Source organism: Mycobacterium bohemicum DSM 44277 (assembly GCF_001053185.1).
Lineage (GTDB): Bacteria > Actinomycetota > Actinomycetes > Mycobacteriales > Mycobacteriaceae > Mycobacterium > Mycobacterium bohemicum.
In genome coordinates, this window is record NZ_CSTD01000001.1 from 563,258 (window position 1) to 581,357 (window position 18,100).

Genomic DNA, 18,100 nt, shown 5'->3' on the forward strand with positions numbered 1-18,100 from the left:
GAGCGTGCTCAGATCGCGTCTCGGCTGTGTCGGGAATGACCGGACGAGGGCCGCTGTTTGAACTGGCGTCCTCAAATTTAGACAGACAGGTCTACTCAATCAGGAGTCATCATGACGGAGCAATCGAACAGTCGGCGTCCGGTGGCATTGGTGACCGGGGCGACCTCGGGCATCGGCCGGGCAGTCGCATTGAACTTGGCGCGTGACGGTTTCGAGGTGATCGTGCATGGTCGCGACGCCGGACGGGGCGCGGCCACGGTCGATGAGATCGCCGCCAACGGCGGTCGGGCGCGGTTCGTCGGGGCGGATTTAGCCGACGCCGACGCGGTGACGGCGTTGGCGGCGGAGGTTGGTGAGGTTGAGGTGCTGGTCAACAACGGTGGGATCTCCTGGTTCGGTCCCAGCGCGGAGCTGGACACCGAGACCTTTGATCACTTGTTCGACAGCAACGTGCGCGCGGCCTACCAGCTGGTCGCTGCACTGGCGCCGGGGATGGCCGAGCGTGGGCACGGCAGCATCGTCAGCATTGACAGCATGGCCGGGCACGTCGGCTTGGCCGGCGGAGCCGCCTACGGGGCGACCAAAGCGGCGCTGACCGCGATGTCACGGGCGTGGGCAGCCGAGTTCAGCCCCTCGGGAGTGCGGGTGAACACGGTGGCGCCTGGGCCGGTGTTCACCGCTGAGTCCATGCGCGATCTGATCGAGAATCTGGCCGGCACCACGCTACTGAATCGGGCCGCGCAACCGCAGGAGATTTCCGAGGTCGTTGCCTTCCTCGCCTCCGACAAGGCCAGCTACATCACCGGCGCGGTCATCCCCGTCGACGGCGGCCGGACGGCGGTGTAGAAAATGACCAGCAGCTATGTGCCCAGCCCCAGTGATCGCGTACGTGAGCAGGTCGCACTCTACGAAGCCACCGGCGGAGTCGAGGGCGGCACCCTGGAGGGCCGACCGGTGGTCATCTTGACCACGATCGGCGCCAAAACCGGCAGCGTCCGGAAAAACCCGGTCATGCGCATCAGACAGGGCGACACCTACGTTGCCGTCGCCTCGGCCGCCGGCGCCCCCACTCATCCGGCGTGGTACCGCAATCTCAATGCCCACCCACAGGTGACGCTGCAGGACGGCGCCACCGTCCATTACCTGCGCGCCCGGGAAGCCCACGGTGCCGAGAAAGCGCAATGGTGGGAGGTCGCCGAACGCTTCTGGCCGCACTTCCCCGAATACCGCGCCAAGGCCGGCGATCGCGACATTCCGGTGATGCTGCTCGAACCGGTCGAACGGTCCGACAGCGCAACGGATGTCGACCACGTGGCCGGGGAGAGCTGATGGCCACCGCGGCACGGGCGACCACCGGCACGAGTGCGCCAGCGCCGAGGCGCTCGGCTCGCCAGCGGCTGCTCGATGCCGCCGACGAATTGTTTTATGACGAAGGCGTCCACACCGTGGGCATCGACCGCGTTATCGAACACGCTGGAGTGGCCAAGGCGTCGCTGTACAACGCGTTCGGCAGCAAGGACGAATTGGTGCAGGCCTATCTCGATGGACGGCACGCGCGCACCATCGCCCGTCTGCGGGCCGCGGTGCAACAGCACAGTGACCCGGTGGCGCGGGTGTACGCGGTCTTCGACGCCCAAGCCGAAATCCTTGCCCAGCCCTCCTTCCGTGGTTGCGCGTTCATCTCGGCCAGCGCCGAGGCGCCGCCCGGCGGAATGATCGAACACGCCGTCGAGGCCTACCGCGCCGAGCTACGGGAACTGTTCACCAATCTCGCCGCAGACACCGGTGCCGCCGATCCCCGGACGCTGGGACGCCAACTGCACCTCGTCTATGACGGCGCCATCCTCAGCGCGCAGATGGATCACGACCCATCCATCGCGGCGGAGGCTCGCGCCGCAGTCACCGCACTCCTTACCTCGGCATCAGCTTAGGCGCCCACGATCCCCACCAGCTCACCGCATTCCGGGCAGAAGCGTTGCAGCGCAACATCACCGAAGGCGCCGCCGGCCAGTTCGCTTTCCATCACCGCTGACGATGACCCCGCCCACGGACCGTTACGGATGTCCGCGTCCACCTCGACCTCAAAGCCGCCGACGGTCCGAAAACCATTGGTGAACGGCTGGTTGACATTTGGATTTGATGATCAAACACCCCCCACCGTGGGAACCCTGAGCACCGGAGACCCTCGATGAGTTCGGCGGGCCTCGTGTCGTTCCCAGCGTGATGTGATGCCTTGAGAGTGGTGGTGGAAATGACAAGCAAACTATTCAAGTGCACGTTCGGTGCGTTGGGGGCTCTGCTATTGGTGCCCCCGGCCATCGCCAGCGCCGACAACAAGGACGTTGAGTTTGCCAACTACCTCGAGTCGGACGGCATCCACCTCGGCACGGTGTCGCAGACCGCGGACATGGGCCGCGCGATGTGCCACGACCTGAGTGCCGGCTATAGCCAGAACGACGAGATAACCCAGCTGTCGCAGAAGCTGAGTCCGGACCAGGCCAGGTTGTTCGTTTTGGTTGCGACCACGGAGTACTGCCCGGAGAAGCACAAGTCTTAACCGTCGGCGCTCGCTCGGCCGGACTCAGTGCGTCAGCCCTGAGCCGTCACCTCTAGCTACAGCGATATTGCCCGTTGAGCACACAATTCGACGGTGGCGAGTACGTCCCGCTCAGCACGCCGCGAAAGCCACCCGTGGCCGAACCACCGGGTGCAATCATCCGGTTCCAGTTCGCCGGGGTGAGAACGAAGTGCGTGCCGGATTGTGCGATGGTGCTATTCCACGTGTGCAGGACGGATTGCCCCGCCGGCATGTCGAATTCGAGCCGCCAATCGGACATCGGCGCCGCGCTCCAGTTGGTGACGGTGAAGTTGGCGATGAAACCGGTCTGCCACGTCGATGACACCGACAACGTCGCGGCGGCCGCCGCCGCATGGGCTACCGGGGTGCTGGCGAGTGCGAAGGCGGTCACCATGAAGGCAGACACGATCACGTGAAGCGCTGTGCGGCAGCGCTTGACGAAAGTGCCCAGTCCGGCCATAGCAGCCAACACTAAAGTCGAACACGCGGTATCGGCCCGCGCATCGCGGGCCCGCTGCACGACCTTTGCTCAATTGAAACCGTGATGAAATCTGCGCCTCGACGGAACGTGCGTGTCTCACTTCGGCGATCACGCGGAGACTGAGCCGACCCTGCGCGCGCCCTCCCAGCTCAAGGACCTGGTCGCGTAGTACCACGCCCCGCGTTCGTAGACGAGCTCGTCGGAGTAGGTGCCGGTGGTGAACGCGTCGCCGGACTCGGCGAGCAGCACGGCAATGCAGTGCTGGGTGGCGAACACGCCGTCGACGACGATGTCGTGGTCGAGGGTCACCAGCCGACCACGGCCACCGTCGAAGGCAGTCCGCAGGTCGGTATGCACTTGTCCGTTGACCGCGAGGCGGGCGCCCGTGTGTTTGAAAGTGGCGATCCATGGCGTTCGTTCGCCGCCACTGTAGTAGCGGTTGTGGCGGGCATTGAGGTTCAGGATCGCCGCTCGCGCGGCCGTAGCGTCCAGGACGCACTGCTGTTGATAACCCATCGACATCGTTCTCTCACTTTCTGGCGGTGCACTGTGCAGCCAAAACGGTCACGCTAAAGTCGTGCTGGGCCAGGGCATTCCGCGGGCGCGGCACCACCGGCTGCCGGCCATCACGCATCGGCTGCCGCCGGATCCGGTTGTCCATCAGGGAGATACCCGAAATCGCCGGGCGTCGGCTCGGGCCCGGGGTAGAACCGATGCGCCCACCGCCGCAGCGCCGCGTAGTCCCGGGCCTCTTCGGGGGCCAGGTTGGGCTTCTCCAGATACTTCATGTTCTCCCAGGTGAAGAAGTCTTGCTTGATGACCTCTTGCTGCAGTTGCAGGAACCTGGCCGCCCGTCCCGTGGGAACGTCGCCGGTGTCGCCCGGCTCGCGGACCGACGACTGGGTATAGAAGTAGTCGGTGTACTCCTCGTCGACGGGCGTTTGCCCGGTCACCTGAATTGTCTCGACCAGAGTGTCGGGGAACCTGACTATCCCGAGTCCCAGCGAGTAGTTGTCGTAGATGATGTCGGCGTCGACCGGTCCGTTCGGTGTCAGCCACGTCGACTCCCGGCCACCCCCGAAGTTAGCCCGCACCGTCGCGTGCAGGTGATACCCGTCGACATTGAAAGACGTTGTGTTCGCCGCGGAATCGGCCTTGTGCACGAACTGGACGTGGTAGGGGTCGGCCGCGTTCTCGATGATCATCTGCGCATGGACCTTCACCCGGTTGACCATTCGCGTGTGGGGGTGCAACGGGTAGCGGTCCGAGCTCTCGAGGTCGGGCAGCACCGGCGGCTGCCAGTACGGCGCACGCCCGTGGCGTTCATGCCACACCACGATGAAGCCATACCACTCCCGGGTGGGATAGGTCTTGATGCGCACGTTCTGCTTACAGCCGATCTTGCTGTAGGGAATCGAGGTGTTTGCGCCATCCCCGTTCCAACGCCAGCCGTGCCAGGGACACACGATCTGCTCCCCCTCGACGGTGCCGCCGATGCCCATGTTGGCGCCCAGGTGCAGACAAAAGGCGTCCAACACCCGGGCCTGCCCGGACTCGGTCCGGAACAGCACCAGGTCCTCGCCGAAGTAGTGGACCGGCTTGACGTCGCCCGGGCGCAGGTCCGACGAGAAGCCGACGATGAACCACCCGGTGGGAAACCGGTAGGTGGAGAGCGCAATCCCGGAGGCTCCGAACTCCAACTCCGACGGGTCGGCCGCCACGCTGGTGAAGGTCTCTGTCATCTCTGCTCCATCCGCGAATCAACGGCCGCAAGCCGGTGTAGGCCGGGCGCCGCTCCGACTGTTTTACTATCTTTAGCATTCTAGGTCAAGGTTGCCCGGGCGCGCCGCGACGTTCCGAAGCCAGGTGGCGCTCCCCTGCCCGCCCCCCGCGGGCGGCCCTGCCGCAATCCCCGCGCTAATCGTCTGACAGCGCAATGCCGCTTTCGGGCACGACGCCACGGCACCGGCGACCGCGGGCTTCAGATCGGATCGGATTGGCTGTTGGGGGATTTCGACTTCGTCACGCTCTCCCAGTCGGGAAAACCTCGGGCACCAGGCCTTCGCAGACCCCGTTGGCTTCGCACTGGTCGGCGACGCCGTGAACCCTCATGCTCTTCTCCTTGCCGTCACACCCTCGTCGCCTCGCGGCGGCGGATCCCGCGATAAGGACCACCTCAGCAGACGGCGCTGTTATAGTAAAATAGCTTGGCAACGATCCCGGTTCCAGGTGTTGGATTGGCGGCACTGGCGCGGCAGCGCTTGATTTCTCGCCCACCGCCGCGCCAGCGCGCAACTCCGGCGAGGCCCCGCTGGCCTGCTAAATTCACAAGAAACGGGTCGCGGGTGGCTGGACTGCAACCAGGGCAACCCAAACCGCCGCAGGGAGTTCAGATGACAGCAGCAGGCGTGGGCCAGCAGCCTCGCCCACGATTGACGACCCCCCGCCTCGCCGAAACCGTGGCCGACGAGCTGCGCCGCCAGATCGTTGACGGCGAGATCGCTGACGGAACCTTGCTCCCCCCTCAGGCGGTGTTGGTGGAGCGATTCAATGTCAGCCTCGTATCTTTGCGCGAGGCGTTGCGGATTCTCGTCACCGAGGGACTGATCTCGATTCGACGCGGCAACCAGGGTGGTGCGGTGGTACACGCGCCGGACAAGACCAAAGCCGGCTACATGCTGGGTCTGCTGCTCCAGAGCCAATACGTGAAACTCGACGATCTGGCTGCCGCGCTGAAATCCATCGAGCCCACCTGCGCGGCCATGGCGGCCCAACGCCCGGACCGCGCCAAGGCGGTGATCCCGGTGATGCAACGGATCAACGCCGCCATGGCCGACACCCTGGACGACGGACCCTTGTGCACGGAGTACGGCAGGCAGTTCCACGACAGCGTGGTGCAGGGCAGCGGCAACTCGACATTGATCGCCGTTGTGGGAAGCCTTGAGGCGTTGTGGACCCACCACGAACAGAAATGGGCGGAGAGAAGGTCGGCCGATGGCGCCTACCCGACCCTTGAGGAACGCAAGCTTGCGTTGAAGACGCACCAAGCGCTCGCCGACGCCATCGAGATCGGCGACGCCGAGCGCGCCCAACACATTGCCGCACGGCATCTGGCCGATACCCAGCTCTATGTCCTGGCCGAGGACCGCAACAAACGCATCATCGCCACGACCCAGCATGGGGTCTTCCCGATGAGTGAATAAGCGGCCGCCATCGGTGGCTTTGCCCTCACACGACGCAATGTCGCGCCCCGTAGATCGGCAGGTCGGATGGTCGCATCACCCCGGGGTCGGCGTCGCAGACGAAGGGCACCGCGTGGACCGCGGCCATGGCGGTTAACACCGTGAGCATGCTCGTGGCGTCGGGTTCCTGCGACAGCCCGCTGGTGCGCGGCATCGTGAAGTTCAGCGTCGCTTCGACGCGGGGCTCACCTTCAATCTCGATGCGGAAACGTTCCGGTTCGCCCCACTGCGGATCCAGCGCGTCTCTGCTCATCGTCCAGCACGTTTCCAGCTCGACGACGACGCGCCCGTGGGCCAGGCCCCGGTAGACGCGTCGCTGCCCGGCAACGGTGCCCTCGGGGAATCGCATCCAGCCCAGGTCGATGTCGCGGGTGGCGGCGGCGTGCTCGACGTACCCTTCGGTCGCCTCCAATTCGAGGGCCATCATGCCGGCCACGAGATCCAGGGTTTCGAAGTAACCCAGCCCGAGCGCGGACGGCCCCGAGTCGATCGGCTCCGACCTGGTCCCGATCGGTCGTCCAAATCCCATGGCGCGCCAGGCTTGTGGGACAGGATAGGTGGTCGCGTCGAACGTCTCGATCAACCGGACGCTGTGCACACGGCGGCAGGAACCGGTGAGAAACCCGGCGAGCACGTTGATGAAGCCCGGCTCGGATCCGGTCCCCAGGAACGTGGTACGGCCCCGCCGGCATGCCGCCTCGAGCGCGTCCCGTTCCGTGCGACGGTGACTTCCGGTCACGAAGTCCCCGGTCGTGACGACGTTGATACCGGCATCAAGGAATCGGCAGGCAAGCTCGAAATCGAGGACGTTGGGTTCATAAATCACGCAATCCGGCGCCAGGCCGATGAGGGCGTCGACGTCATTGCTCGCCGTCACACCGGTCGCGGGCCGGTCGACCAGCTCGCCGGCGTCTTTCCCAATCTTCTTCTCCCCGTGCGCATATAGGCCGACGAGATCGAGTTCGGGGTGATCGATGACCGCTTGCAGCGAGCGCCGCCCGACCGTTCCGGTCGACCACTGCACCACACGGTAGGTCTTCATGCAAGTTCCTCAGATCGTGTCGATGCGTGACCCCGCGGCGGGGGTGTGGAACGGGTGGCCCGCTCGCACGGGTGGCGCTCAGCTCACTTGCTTCAACGTGTAGTGGGCAGATGTTCGCCTCGGGTCATCAGCGAGCCTGTTGACCTCTTGGCGGATCGGATCGACAGCACCCCCGAAGACGCCGGGGCAGCCGTCGGGACACGTGACTTCCCACCACACGTCCGTCTGGTGTGGTGGCCACGCGGCGATTTGCCCGCCCCTGGGCTGATAGCCGATGTGGGTGGCGGGCTTGATGAGGTTGCCGATGTGGTGTTGTGACGGGCAGAAGAGCGCCACGTCGATACCGAGGTGCTGGGTGTCGGTCATAGCCGCCATTCTGCGCTGCCCGTGCGCACTGCCGGACACTATCCGCTGGATCACTAGCCCGGCGGCGGCACGATCGGCGGGCGGCACACGTTGGCGCCCGGATCCCACCACCAGCCGTTGTCGCACGCCAGCGGTTGCGGCCCGACACCCAGCGGCCGGCAAACATTGGCCGTCGGATCCCACCACTGGCCCGGGTCGCACGCCAACGGCTGTGGCCCGACTCCCAGCGGGCGACAGACCTTCCCCGTCGGGTCCCACCATTCGCCGGCGTCGCAGTCGGCCTTGCCCACCGCCGGCGTCACGATCGTCGCGAATGCCATCGACGCCATTGACATCACGGCCACCATGACGGCGGGAACAAGGCGGCGAACCAAAGTCCTCATTCCGGGCCTCCCCCCTCGTCGCTTATTCATCATGCAACCGAGTCCGAGCAACGAGGTCAAGACCGTTTTGTCGGATTGCGCAGGCCGGGGCAGTGCGCGCACTCAGCGCAGGGATGGTCCACAATTGGGGAATGCAGCCTGGTCATCCCCACGACGTCGCATTGACCGCAATACCCCTGCTCGCGTCCGGGCGGGCGTGATGGGCAACGCCTCCGGGCCCGAGCAAGGCTCAACCCGCCCGCTCAGCGGCTTGTCGGACGTACGCGCGTTCTTTCACACCAACAAGGTGCCGCTCTACTTCATCTCGCCGACCCCGTTCAATCTGCTGGGCGTCGACCGCTGGATACGAAACTTCTTCTACCTGACCTACTACGACTCGTTCGAGGGCAATCACTCGCGCGTGTTCGTGCCCCGGCGCCGCGATCGCATCGACTTCGACTCCATGGGTGATGTGTGCAACCACCTGCTGCGCGACCCGGAGACACTCGAATTCATCGCAAGTCGGGGGCCGGGCGGCAAGGCCTGCTTCGTGATGATGGACGAGGAGACGCAGGCCCTCGCGCGTCAGGCAGGGCTGGAGGTCATGCATCCCCCGGTGGAGTTGCGCGATCGGCTGGGGTCCAAGACCGTGATGACGCGCTTGGCCGACGAGGCCGGGGTGCCGAGCGTGCCTCACGTGATCGGGCGGGCCGGCTCCTACGAGGAATTGCTGACGCTGGCGCAGGATGCCGGATTGGGAGATGACCTGGTCATCTCGATCCCCTATGGCAACGCCGGCAGCGGAACCTTCTTCGTGCGCGGCCAACGCGACTGGGACGAGCACGCCGGTGACCTGGTCGAGCAGGAACTCAAAGTCATGAAGCGCATCCGCAATGTCGAGGTGTGCATCGAGGGCGCCGTCACCCGCCACGGCACCGCGATCGGGCCCGCGATGACCAGCCTCGTCGGCCATTCGGAGCTCACTCCCTACAAGGGCGCGTGGTGCGGCAATGACATCTGGCGCGAAGTGCTGCCGGTGCACCAGACGCGTGCGGCGCGCGAGATGGTGGGAAAGCTGGGCGACATCCTCAGCCGCGAGGGGTACCGCGGCTACTTCGAGGTCGACATTCTGCACGACCTGGACTCCGACGAGCTCTACCTGGGCGAGGTGAACCCCCGCCTGAGCGGCGCCAGCCCGATGACGAACCTGACCACCGAGGCCTACGCCGACATGCCCCTGTTCCTCTTCCACCTGCTCGAGTACATGGACGTGGACTACGAACTCGACATCGACGAGATCAACGCGCGCTGGGAGCGCGGATATGGCGAGGACGAGGTCTGGGGTCAGGTGATACTCAACGAGACCTCGCCGGATATCGAGATCTTCACCTCGACACCGCGCACCGGGGTGTGGCGCATCGACGACGAGGGTCGTGTTTCCTTCGCGCGGCCCGCCAACGACTGGGCCACGCTGCTCGACGGGTCCGAGGCCTTCTACATGCGCGTGGCGGCGCCGCACGACTTACGTTGCGAGGGGGCCCAACTCGGGGTGCTCGTTACCCGCGGGCACCTCCAGAACGACGACTACCAGCTCACCGAGCGCTGCCAACGCTGGGTCAAGGGCATGAAGGGGAAGTTCGTCTCGACTCCCCTGACGCCGGCCGCGCCGATCGTCTCGCGGCTCGTCGCGCGCGCGTGAACGCCCCGGCCGGCATCTCGCTGGACAATTGGCTGACACCGCCCTACTCGCACTGGTCTTTTCAGCACGTCGAGGACTTCGTGCCGACCGCAATGATCTCGCGTGGAACCGGGCCGGCCGCCGCCCTGGCGTCGAATCCCTCTCCCCTGGCCGAGATTCCGGTGACAGGGACGAGCGGCACCTCCGCAACCGTGGGCGCGGTGATGGCCGCCACCGCCACCGACGGGTGGGCCGTCGCCTGCCGCGGGTCCCTGGTGGCCGAGGAGTACCTCGGCGGCATGGGACCGCAGACCCGGCACCTGCTGTTTTCGGTGAGCAAGTCGCTGGTGGCCGCGGTCGTCGGCGCGCTGAACGCGGCCGGTGCTATCGAGCTTGACTCGCCGGTCACGACATTCGTTCCCGCCCTGGCGAACTGCGGCTATGCCGGCGCGACCGTGCGCCATCTGCTGGACATGAGGTCGGGTATCGACTTCTCCGAAAACTACGACGACCCGGCGGCGCAGATACACCTCCTCGACCAGTCGATGGGCTGGGCCCCGAAAAGCCGTCCCGACGCCCCGGCAACGCTGCGCGAATTCCTGCTGACACTGCGGCAGAAGTCCCCGCACGGCGGCCCCTTCGAATATCGCTCGTGTGAAACCGACGTGCTCGGCTGGATCTGCGAAGTCGTTGCCGCCCAACGGATGCCGGAGCTCATGTCCGAATTGCTGTGGAGTCGCATCGGCGCCCGGGGCGACGCGACCATCGGCGTCGACAGCGAGGGCACGGGACTGTTCGACGGTGGCGTCAACGCCTGTCTCACCGACATGATCCGGTTCGGGTCGCTGTTCCTGCGCGACGGCGCCTCGTTGACCGGCCGGCAGGTGGTGCCGGCGGCGTGGATCGCCGACACCCTCGACGGCGGCCCCGACTCGCGTCAGGCGTTCGCGGCCTGCCCCGAGGACACCGAACTGCCCGGCGGGATGTACCGAAACCAGATGTGGGTCCCCTACCCCGGCAGCAACGTCGTCCTGTGCCTGGGGATGTGCGGTCAGATGATCTACATCAATCGCGCGGCCGAGATGGTCGCCGCCAAGCTATCCACCCAGCCGCACTCTCACGAGCCGCACATGCTGGACACGCTGCGCGCATTCGACGCGGTGGCATACGAATTGGCCGGAATCACCAATTGATGGCTTCGGGCCGCCAGCGGTGACGCTGCTGTAGCGTGACGGCCGTGAACCCTTGCCGGAGGTATCCCGCCGTCGCACTCGCGGCCTTTGTCGCCGCCATCGCCCTACCGCTCGCCGCATCGGGTACGGCTGCCGCGGCCGGCTCGTGCCCCACCGCGGCAGCGGCAACCGGCGGGACGCCCGACTGGACGCTGGCCGGCAACACCGGCAGCGTGGCGGTCACCGGGCCCACCGACACGACCGCCCCCCGCGTCGTAGTGACCGCCCCGTTCAGCGTGACCCAGACCCAGGTGCACACCCTGCGCGCCGGCGACGGGCCGGTGGTCCCGGCCACGGCCCAGGTTTCCGTCTGCTACATGGGCGTCAACGGCCGTGACGGGTCGGTGTTCGACAGCAGCTACGAACGGGGAGCCCCCGTCGACTTCCCGCTCAACGGGGTCGTGCCCGGCTTCCAGAAGGCCATCGCGGGACAGAAGGTCGGGTCGACGGTCGCGGTCGCCATGACGTCCGCGGACGGTTATCCCAACGGTCAGCCCAGCGCCGGTATCCGTCCGGGCGACTCGCTCATCTTCGCGATCAAGATCCTCAGCGCGTCGACCTGATTGCCCGGTCCGCCTACCGTCGCTTAGCCGGCGCCCAACCCGGCAAGTAACCTCGCCTTCGTGGCAGTCAGAGATCACGGCGATCCCGGGGACGCACCCTCCGCGCCGCCGCCGCTGCGCCCGCCGACCAACGACGCGCGCCCGTCGGCGGCCGAGCAGGCCCGCACCATCGCGGCCGCCACCAACGCCGCCACGCTGGCTTCCCTGACCGCCGACGGCGACCCGTGGGCATCGTTCGTGGCTTACGGGCTGCTGGGTGGAATGCCGGTGCTGTGCGTGTCCGACCTGGCCGAGCACGGCCGCAACCTGGCGGCCGACCCGAGGGCGAGCCTGTCCATCGTGGCGGCGACCACCGATGTCGACCCGCTGGCGGGCAGCCGAATCACGTTGGCCGGCAAGGTTGTCCGGCCATCTGACGCCGACCGGGACGCGGCGCGGGCGGCCTACCTGAGCGCGGTGCCCGCCGCCCGCTTCTACCTCGACTTCAGCGACTTCACCCTGTGGCTGTTGCGGGTTGAGCGGGTGCGTTGGGTCGGCGGATACGGCCGGATGGACTCGGCCACCGGCGAGCAATACGCAAGCGCCGAGCCGGATCCCGTCGCGCCGGCCGCGGCCGGGGCCGTCGCACACCTCAACGCCGACCACGCCGACGCCCTGGCCGCGATGGCCCGGGCGTTCGGCGGCTACCCCGACGCCGACACCGCGGCGTGCACCGGAGTGGACCGCTACGGCCTGGACCTGCGGGTGCACACCCCGCGCGGGGTGGCCTACACGCGGGTCGGCTTCCCGGAACGCCTTGCCTCCGCCGATCAGTTGCGCTCGGCCACAGCGGAATTGGCGCGCTCGGCGCGGCACTCGTCATAGCGTCCAGGGGTGAGCTCCGCGTGCACCGTGCGACCGAACTTCGACCGCATCAGGCGGTGCGCCGACGGCACCAGCACCCCATGCAGCACGGGATATTTCTGCCGCAGCAGGCGGCCCACCTGCCGATACTCGTCCCCGTCGACCAGGCGCACGGCGCCCGGCTGCACTGGTCCCGTCGGCTTGCCCACCTATGAGCGCCTGAAGGCGCGCGGGGTCGAGTTCACCGAACCACCGCATGAGATGCCGTACGGCATCGACTCCGGATTTCGTGATCCGTCGGGCAACAGCGTGCGGCTCACCCAGATTGCGGACGCGTTCGGCGGTTGAGTCCGTGCGTCATCGCCGACGGACGCCGCACCCGTCACATCCGTCACCGCGGGAGAGGGGATGAGCTTTCTGCCCGCCTCTGAGCGACAACTGCACGGCGCCGCACCGATTGTCGCTCGGAGGCGGGCACAACGCCTGCCCCCTCCCGCCCCGTGACGGATGTGACTGGGCCGAACAGCGATGAGTTTCTGGCGGCACACCGGTCATACCCTGAGACCGAACATCGCAAGAAGAGGGGTGCCCCGATGCCCGACGCATTACCACCGAAAGTCGACCACCGGACCTGGCGCGCCGCGCTCGAGGATCTGCGCAAGCGGGAGAAGGCCGCCACCCGCGAACTGGACGCGATCGCCGCGCAGCGCCGGCGCCTGCCCATGGTCGAGTTGCCCGACTACACGCTGATGGGTGCCGACGGGCCGATCCGCCTGGTCGAGGTGTTCGAAGGGCGCTCGCAGCTCATCGTTTACCACCACATGTGGTCGAACGGCGCGACGTGGCAGTGCGGCGGGTGCACGGGCTTCACGTCGCAGTTCACTCGGCTGGAGTTCCTCGACAGCTACGACGCCCGTTTCGTCATCGTCACCAACGGACCGATCCACGAGGCGCTCGCCTACAAACAGAAGGTCGGCAACCGGATGCAGTGGTACTCGTCAGCGGAGAGCCCGTTCGCGGCCGACATGGACGCACCCTCCGGCGGAGGGTTCGGCGTCAACGTATTCCTGCGCGACGGCGACACCGTCTACCGCACCTGGCACACCAACGGGCGTGGCACCGAGCAGCTCAGCCACACGTTCGGGTTGATCGACATCCTGCCGTGGGGCAGGCAGGAGGAATGGCTCGACTCCCCCGAAGGCTGGCCGTCGCGCCCGACCTACTCCGGCTGGCTGGACTCCCCCGACATCGCCCGCGCCTACGGACCGGAGGACAACGCGTGACCACCGATGCCGAACGCTACGTCGCCACCCGCACCATGGCCGCCACCCCGGAGCGCATCTTCGCGGTCCTGGCCGACCCGGCCCGCCACCACGACACCGAGCCAGGCGACTGGGTCCGCGAGCCGGTGGAGGCCTCGCCGATTACGGGCGTCGGACAGATGTTCGCGATGAACATGCACCTCCCCCGGGCGGGGGGCGACTACGTCACGCACAACCTGGTCAACGTCTTCGACCGGGACAGCGCGATCGGGTGGATGCCGGGCGTGCTCGACGACGCGGGTCACCACAATGCCGGCGGTTGGTTCTGGCGCTACGACCTGGCACCGAGCGGAAACGGCACCGACGTGACGCTCACCTACGACTGGAGCGCCACGCCGCAGGATTTTCGCGATCGTATCGGCGCGATGCCGCCGTTTCCGGAGGACTACCTGGCCGCGTCGCTGGAAACCTTGGAGCGCTCGGTCGTGGCCTGACCGGTCTTGGCGCACAACAGCTTTCGGCGACGACGGAAGCTTGCGGGCGGCCTCAGGCCTGCGGCCCCTCCGCCGGCGGCCAGTGCGTACCGGGCGAGGCTTCGCCGGGTTCGGTGTGGTCGCCGCGGGCCAGCGGCACCCACTGCTCGGTGGGCGCGGGCTGCTTCGACGACGGGAAGTCGCGCAGCTTGCCCGAGGGCTTGGCGTCCCACTCGGCGAACGTCAGCGGCGTCTGCAGCCAGGCGTGCAGCAGGTTGTAGGCGGCCTCCAGCGAGTCCATGTGGGTGCGTTCCCAGCCGTGGCTGCCGTCGAGCCCGAAGCCGATCAGCGCCGCGCGGGTACCCGCGCCGGCCTCGATCGCAGCGGCGGCATCCGATCGGTAGTAGCGGAACACGTCGCGCACGCACTTGATGTCCAGCTTTTCGGCGAGCTGGCACAGGTTTCGGGTGAGGTGATAGTCGAACGGGCCGTGCAGATCGGCCATCGGGATCGTGACGCCGTCCTCGATGGAGTGCTGACCCGGCGCGCACACCGCGTTGTCGACCGAGATGAGCTCGGCGACGTCCGCGGGAAGGCCGTGGCTGGCGCCGTGGCCCACCTCCTCGGTGATCGTCACCATGATCATGGTCCGGTGCGGCAGCACCACCCGGTTCTCGGAGAAGTTCTTGGCCAGCGCCAGGGCGATCGCGACGCCCGCCTTGCCGTCGAGGTGCCGGGAGACGATGAACCCGTCGGCGGTCAGCTCGGGGCTGGTGATCAGCGCGACGAAGTCGCCGACCCGCAGCCCGAGGTCGATCAGGTCCTGCTTCGAGGCCACCTTGCGGTCGATCCGGATCTCGACGTGCTCCCAGTCGGTGGGCTGGGTGTCGATCTCGTCACCGAACGCGTGCCCGCTGGCCTTGAGCGGGAGGATCGTGCCGGTGATGAACTCGTCGGGGTCGTCGGAGAAGATCCTGACCCGGGCGCCGGTGGCGAACCTCGCCGAGAACGTGCCGACCGGGATCACCTCGAGGCGCCCGTTGTCCTTGAGGCCGCGCACCATGCAGCCGATGGTGTCGGCATGCACCACCAGCGCGCGTTCGGTGGTCGGTGACCTGCCCGGGAGTTCCGCGGTGAGCGCCCCCCGGCGGGTGAGGGAGAACGGCACGCCGAAGTGGTCGAAGATGTCGCCGATCAGCTGCATCACCGCGTCCGTGCGCCCCGACGGGCTCGGTGTCTGCAGCAACGCCAGCAGCGTGTCGATCATCCACGCGCGGTCGGCCTCGGCCATCGCCGCGGTTTGGCCCAACGGTGTCTCCTTCGGGTTCTTCTGGAACGCCCTCAACCTACCGGCTGGCCGGGCGCCGGGCGACCGGCACCCGGCTGGCCGGGCGCCGGGCGGCCGGCCAGCGTTTCTGACGCCGACCAGCAAATAATCTTTTCCTTTTGTTATCGCAGAATCGCGTTAGGCTTCTCGGTGCCCGGTTTCACATCGCAAGTGAGGAGCCCGCCGATGAAGGCCGATGCGAAGGGACACGAGGAGGAAGACGTCCGCCGGCTCCGCGAATTCGCCGCGTTCGACAAGTTCACCGACAGCGACCTCGACCGCCTGGTCCGCGCAGCACACCACACCTCGCAGTCCAAGCCGTGGCCCCTGATTCGCGAGCAGACCCCGTCCGACGACTGCTACATCCTTTTGAGCGGGGAAGTCGGCGTCTACGTCGGCCACGACCGGGTGGCCGTCTTGGGCCCGGGTGAGGTGATCGGCGAATCCGCGCTCCGCCAGGGCAAACTGCGTTCGGCGACGGTCACGACGATCGGGCCGGCCGAGGTGTTGCGCATCGAGCGCGACGATCTCGCCCGCCTGCTGGAGGAGATCCCGGCGCTGCGGGAAACCATGGACGCCGTCTCGGCAAAGCACGTGGCGGTGGATCTGCCGGCAAAGCCCAAATCCGGGCGAACCAAGTTGAACGCCTCGGTGCCGGCCGAGCTGGCCGAGCGGTTCGAACAAGCCGCCGGCAACGCCGGCGTGGCGGTCGCGGCCGCGCTCGAGGATGCGCTCACCCAGTGGATCCACCGCAACGGCGCCGCGGATTCGTGAGGAGTGCCTGACCGCGCGCAAGGCTGATCCCCCCAAGGGTCAGCCCTTGGTCGACGAGCTGCGTCGCGTCCTGGCGGGCGGCGGTGCCGCCGCGCGCCATGCCGAGATCGCCCTGGGCGAAGGCCCGCTGCGGCAGCGCCTGAGCGCCTCGATCCGCGCGCTGGCCGAGCATCGCGGCCCGCGCAGCAGCATCTGCCCCTCGGACGCGGCTCGGGCCGTCGGCGGCAACGACTGGCGTGACCTGATGGCCGACGCCTATGGCGCCGCCCGCGAGCTGGCGAAGGGCGGCAGCATCGAGATCACACAGCGCGGCGCCGTGCTCGACCCCGCCGGCCAGTGGCGCGGCCCGATCCGCATCCGCAGCACCGGCCGCCGGAGCTAGGCGCGCCTCGGCGGGCCGAACCACCTGGTGAGCGCGCCGAGGAGCCCGGTGTCGGGCCGCTCGCCCGTCCAGGCGACGTAACCGTCGGGCCGGATCAGCGCGGCGCCGGGGCGCGGCACCGCGCCCAGCGCCGGAAGTTCCCAGGCCCCAAGGTATTCCGCGTCGACGCAGCGCACCCGGTCCGCCCAGGGGGTGATGTCGAAAACGCAAGGGCCGCAAAGGTTCAGCAACACCGGCCGCGCCTGGTGCAGCAGGGTGAACACCCGGCACGGGCCGTCGGCGGTGACGACGTCGAGGTCGGGCATGCGACGCCCCACGAGCGGGTGGTCCCCTGCGAGGTCGTAACGGATGTCGAGGCCGGACATCATCGCCGCGAACCGCCGGCGCGGCTCGTCCATGGCGAGCATTCCGGATATGGTGTCGTGCAACGCTTTCGTGCCGTCATCGGGGCGCAGCAGTGCTATTTGCGCCAGCGCGTTGCGCAGCACGCGGGCGGCCACCGGCTGGCGTTCGGCGTGGTAGGTGTCCAGCAGGCCCTCGGGCGACGTCCGCCTGATCACCTGCGCCAGCTTCCACCCCAGGTTCACCGCGTCCTGCACTCCGGTGTTGAGGCCCTGCCCGCCTATCGGGTGGTGCACGTGCGCGGCATCGCCGGCCAGCAGAAGACGCCCTTCGCGATAGGACGCGGCTTGTCGGGCCGCGTCGGTGAACCTGGAAATCCATGAGGGACTGTGTATTCCGTAATCGGTGCCGTACACCTCGAGGAGCGCCTCGCTCAGGTCCCGCAGGGAGGGTTCGGCGGCGGGTCCGATCTGACGCTCGGTCACCATCACCCGTACCGGGCCCCGATCGTCCTGCCTGCTGAGGGCATGGACGCCGATGCCGTCGCGGCGGACGCCCCATTGCGGGGGGTTGGCGGCGTCGAACGCCATGTCGACCTCGGCGAGCAGGTAACTCGTCGTCGCGTCCCAGCCCGGGAATTCGATGCCCGCCGCTCTGCGGACCAGGCTTCGCCCGCCGTCGCAGCCGACGAGATACTGCGCCCGAAAGGACGAGCCGCCCGCCACCTCGACATCGACGCCCGTGCCGTCCTGGGCGACGGCCGTCACCTCATGCCCGCGATGCATGCGCACCCCGAGCTCGTCGACCCAGCCGGCGAGGATGCGCTCGATGTGGTTCTGCCACAACGCGAGTCCGTACGGATGGCGGGTGGGAAAGTCGCTGATGTCCAGCCGTATCTGAGAGAATCCCGCGACCTGGGCCACCTCGCCCTGCGCCAGGAACCGCTCGGCTATGCCGCGCTGGTCGAGCACCTCGATGGTGCGTGAATGCAGGCCGCCCGCGCGTGAGCCGACGAGGTCTTGGGTGGCGCGCCGCTCGAGTATCGCGACGTCGATCCCCGCCAGCGCCAGCTCACCCGCCAGCGTCAGCCCCGTCGGGCCCGCGCCGACGATCAGGACCGCATGCTCGACACACAATGTGACCGCCCCCCGAT

General features: G+C 67.6%; 21 protein-coding genes and 2 pseudogenes. 14 read left to right on the forward strand and 9 right to left on the reverse strand.

The window, feature by feature from the left end:
* The first annotated feature begins 111 nt into the window (after positions 1 to 111).
* From BN971_RS02760 to BN971_RS02775, 4 genes are all read left to right on the forward strand, one after another.
* Complete coding sequence (locus tag BN971_RS02760; protein ID WP_085181034.1) at positions 112 to 846, forward strand: SDR family NAD(P)-dependent oxidoreductase; 735 nt, start codon at positions 112 to 114, stop codon at positions 844 to 846.
* Between the two features lie 3 nt (positions 847 to 849).
* On the forward strand, positions 850 to 1,329 hold the full coding sequence (locus BN971_RS02765; protein ID WP_085181035.1) for a nitroreductase family deazaflavin-dependent oxidoreductase: 480 nt from the start codon (positions 850 to 852) through the stop codon (positions 1,327 to 1,329).
* The gene (locus BN971_RS02770; RefSeq protein ID WP_085181036.1) at positions 1,329 to 1,931 is read left to right on the forward strand and encodes a TetR/AcrR family transcriptional regulator; all 603 of its coding nucleotides are present in this window, start codon (positions 1,329 to 1,331) and stop codon (positions 1,929 to 1,931) included. The genes BN971_RS02765 and BN971_RS02770 overlap by 1 nt, the downstream gene beginning before the upstream one ends.
* A gap of 320 nt (positions 1,932 to 2,251) precedes the next feature.
* Positions 2,252 to 2,557 carry a DUF732 domain-containing protein gene (locus tag BN971_RS02775; RefSeq protein ID WP_139027029.1) on the forward strand — a complete coding sequence of 102 codons (306 nt, stop codon included), beginning with the start codon at positions 2,252 to 2,254 and terminating at the stop codon, positions 2,555 to 2,557.
* Between the two features lie 52 nt (positions 2,558 to 2,609).
* Here the strand turns inward: BN971_RS02775 and BN971_RS02780 are convergent, their stop codons facing one another.
* From BN971_RS02780 to BN971_RS02790, 3 genes are all read right to left on the reverse strand, one after another.
* A complete protein-coding gene (locus BN971_RS02780) occupies positions 2,610 to 3,038 on the reverse strand; it encodes a cellulose-binding domain-containing protein (RefSeq protein WP_085181038.1) in 429 nt (142 codons plus the stop codon).
* Positions 3,039 to 3,167: 129 nt separating this feature from the next.
* Entirely contained in the window at positions 3,168 to 3,581 is a 414-nt protein-coding gene (locus tag BN971_RS02785; protein ID WP_085181039.1) for a nuclear transport factor 2 family protein, read from the reverse strand.
* 104 nt (positions 3,582 to 3,685) lie between these two features.
* Positions 3,686 to 4,801: an aromatic ring-hydroxylating oxygenase subunit alpha gene (locus BN971_RS02790; RefSeq protein ID WP_085181040.1), complete on the reverse strand. Its 1,116-nt coding sequence runs from the start codon at positions 4,799 to 4,801 to the stop codon at positions 3,686 to 3,688.
* Positions 4,802 to 5,452: 651 nt separating this feature from the next.
* Here BN971_RS02790 and BN971_RS02795 point away from each other — a divergent pair.
* The gene (locus BN971_RS02795; protein WP_085181041.1) at positions 5,453 to 6,262 is read left to right on the forward strand and encodes a FadR/GntR family transcriptional regulator; all 810 of its coding nucleotides are present in this window, start codon (positions 5,453 to 5,455) and stop codon (positions 6,260 to 6,262) included.
* A gap of 25 nt (positions 6,263 to 6,287) precedes the next feature.
* On the opposite strand, the gene BN971_RS02800 is transcribed toward BN971_RS02795, so the two are convergent.
* From BN971_RS02800 to BN971_RS02810, 3 genes are all read right to left on the reverse strand, one after another.
* Positions 6,288 to 7,343 (reverse strand): NAD(P)H-dependent amine dehydrogenase family protein, encoded by a 1,056-nt coding sequence (locus tag BN971_RS02800; protein WP_085181042.1) that lies wholly within the window; start codon positions 7,341 to 7,343, stop codon positions 6,288 to 6,290.
* Between the two features lie 78 nt (positions 7,344 to 7,421).
* Complete coding sequence (locus tag BN971_RS02805; protein ID WP_139027030.1) at positions 7,422 to 7,709, reverse strand: hypothetical protein; 288 nt, start codon at positions 7,707 to 7,709, stop codon at positions 7,422 to 7,424.
* Between the two features lie 53 nt (positions 7,710 to 7,762).
* Positions 7,763 to 8,092, reverse strand: coding sequence for a hypothetical protein (locus BN971_RS02810; RefSeq protein WP_085181044.1), 330 nt, complete (start codon positions 8,090 to 8,092; stop codon positions 7,763 to 7,765).
* Between the two features lie 199 nt (positions 8,093 to 8,291).
* Here BN971_RS02810 and BN971_RS02815 point away from each other — a divergent pair, with 199 nt between their 5' ends.
* The 4 genes from BN971_RS02815 to BN971_RS02830 are packed head-to-tail and all read left to right on the forward strand — an operon-like array spanning position 8,292 to position 12,408.
* Complete coding sequence (locus BN971_RS02815) at positions 8,292 to 9,770, forward strand: biotin carboxylase (RefSeq protein WP_085181045.1); 1,479 nt, start codon at positions 8,292 to 8,294, stop codon at positions 9,768 to 9,770.
* Positions 9,767 to 10,942 (forward strand): serine hydrolase domain-containing protein, encoded by a 1,176-nt coding sequence (locus tag BN971_RS02820; protein ID WP_085181046.1) that lies wholly within the window; start codon positions 9,767 to 9,769, stop codon positions 10,940 to 10,942. The genes BN971_RS02815 and BN971_RS02820 overlap by 4 nt, the downstream gene beginning before the upstream one ends.
* Before the next feature lie 35 nt (positions 10,943 to 10,977).
* Positions 10,978 to 11,544, forward strand: coding sequence for an FKBP-type peptidyl-prolyl cis-trans isomerase (locus BN971_RS02825; protein WP_085181047.1), 567 nt, complete (start codon positions 10,978 to 10,980; stop codon positions 11,542 to 11,544).
* A 60-nt stretch (positions 11,545 to 11,604) separates the two neighbouring features.
* On the forward strand, positions 11,605 to 12,408 hold the full coding sequence (locus BN971_RS02830; protein ID WP_085181048.1) for a HugZ family pyridoxamine 5'-phosphate oxidase: 804 nt from the start codon (positions 11,605 to 11,607) through the stop codon (positions 12,406 to 12,408).
* Here the strand turns inward: BN971_RS02830 and BN971_RS02835 are convergent.
* A pseudogene (locus BN971_RS02835) lies at positions 12,354 to 12,593 on the reverse strand (hypothetical protein); the annotation flags it as partial. The gene BN971_RS02830 and the pseudogene BN971_RS02835 overlap by 55 nt on opposite strands.
* Between BN971_RS02835 and BN971_RS02840 the strand changes: the two are divergent.
* From BN971_RS02840 to BN971_RS02850, 3 genes and pseudogenes are all read left to right on the forward strand, one after another.
* Positions 12,559 to 12,735: pseudogene (locus BN971_RS02840) on the forward strand (VOC family protein); the annotation flags it as partial. The pseudogenes BN971_RS02835 and BN971_RS02840 overlap by 35 nt on opposite strands.
* Before the next feature lie 245 nt (positions 12,736 to 12,980).
* A complete protein-coding gene (locus BN971_RS02845) occupies positions 12,981 to 13,670 on the forward strand; it encodes a DUF899 domain-containing protein (protein ID WP_085181049.1) in 690 nt (229 codons plus the stop codon).
* A gap of 35 nt (positions 13,671 to 13,705) precedes the next feature.
* Positions 13,706 to 14,143, forward strand: coding sequence for an SRPBCC family protein (locus BN971_RS02850; RefSeq protein WP_276010681.1), 438 nt, complete (start codon positions 13,706 to 13,708; stop codon positions 14,141 to 14,143).
* A 52-nt stretch (positions 14,144 to 14,195) separates the two neighbouring features.
* Here BN971_RS02850 and BN971_RS02855 read toward each other — a convergent pair whose 3' ends face one another.
* Complete coding sequence (locus tag BN971_RS02855; RefSeq protein WP_085181148.1) at positions 14,196 to 15,431, reverse strand: osmoprotectant NAGGN system M42 family peptidase; 1,236 nt, start codon at positions 15,429 to 15,431, stop codon at positions 14,196 to 14,198.
* Between the two features lie 204 nt (positions 15,432 to 15,635).
* On the opposite strand from BN971_RS02855, the gene BN971_RS02860 reads away from it, so the two are divergent.
* Together BN971_RS02860 and BN971_RS02865 are read left to right on the forward strand one after the other, a co-directional pair.
* Positions 15,636 to 16,223: a cyclic nucleotide-binding domain-containing protein gene (locus tag BN971_RS02860; RefSeq protein ID WP_085181051.1), complete on the forward strand. Its 588-nt coding sequence runs from the start codon at positions 15,636 to 15,638 to the stop codon at positions 16,221 to 16,223.
* A 46-nt stretch (positions 16,224 to 16,269) separates the two neighbouring features.
* Positions 16,270 to 16,605: a DUF3253 domain-containing protein gene (locus BN971_RS02865; RefSeq protein ID WP_245836734.1), complete on the forward strand. Its 336-nt coding sequence runs from the start codon at positions 16,270 to 16,272 to the stop codon at positions 16,603 to 16,605.
* Here BN971_RS02865 and BN971_RS02870 read toward each other — a convergent pair.
* Positions 16,602 to 18,083, reverse strand: coding sequence for an FAD-dependent monooxygenase (locus tag BN971_RS02870; RefSeq protein WP_085181053.1), 1,482 nt, complete (start codon positions 18,081 to 18,083; stop codon positions 16,602 to 16,604). The two genes, BN971_RS02865 and BN971_RS02870, sit on opposite strands and share 4 nt — an antisense overlap.
* Positions 18,084 to 18,100 lie beyond the last annotated feature (17 nt).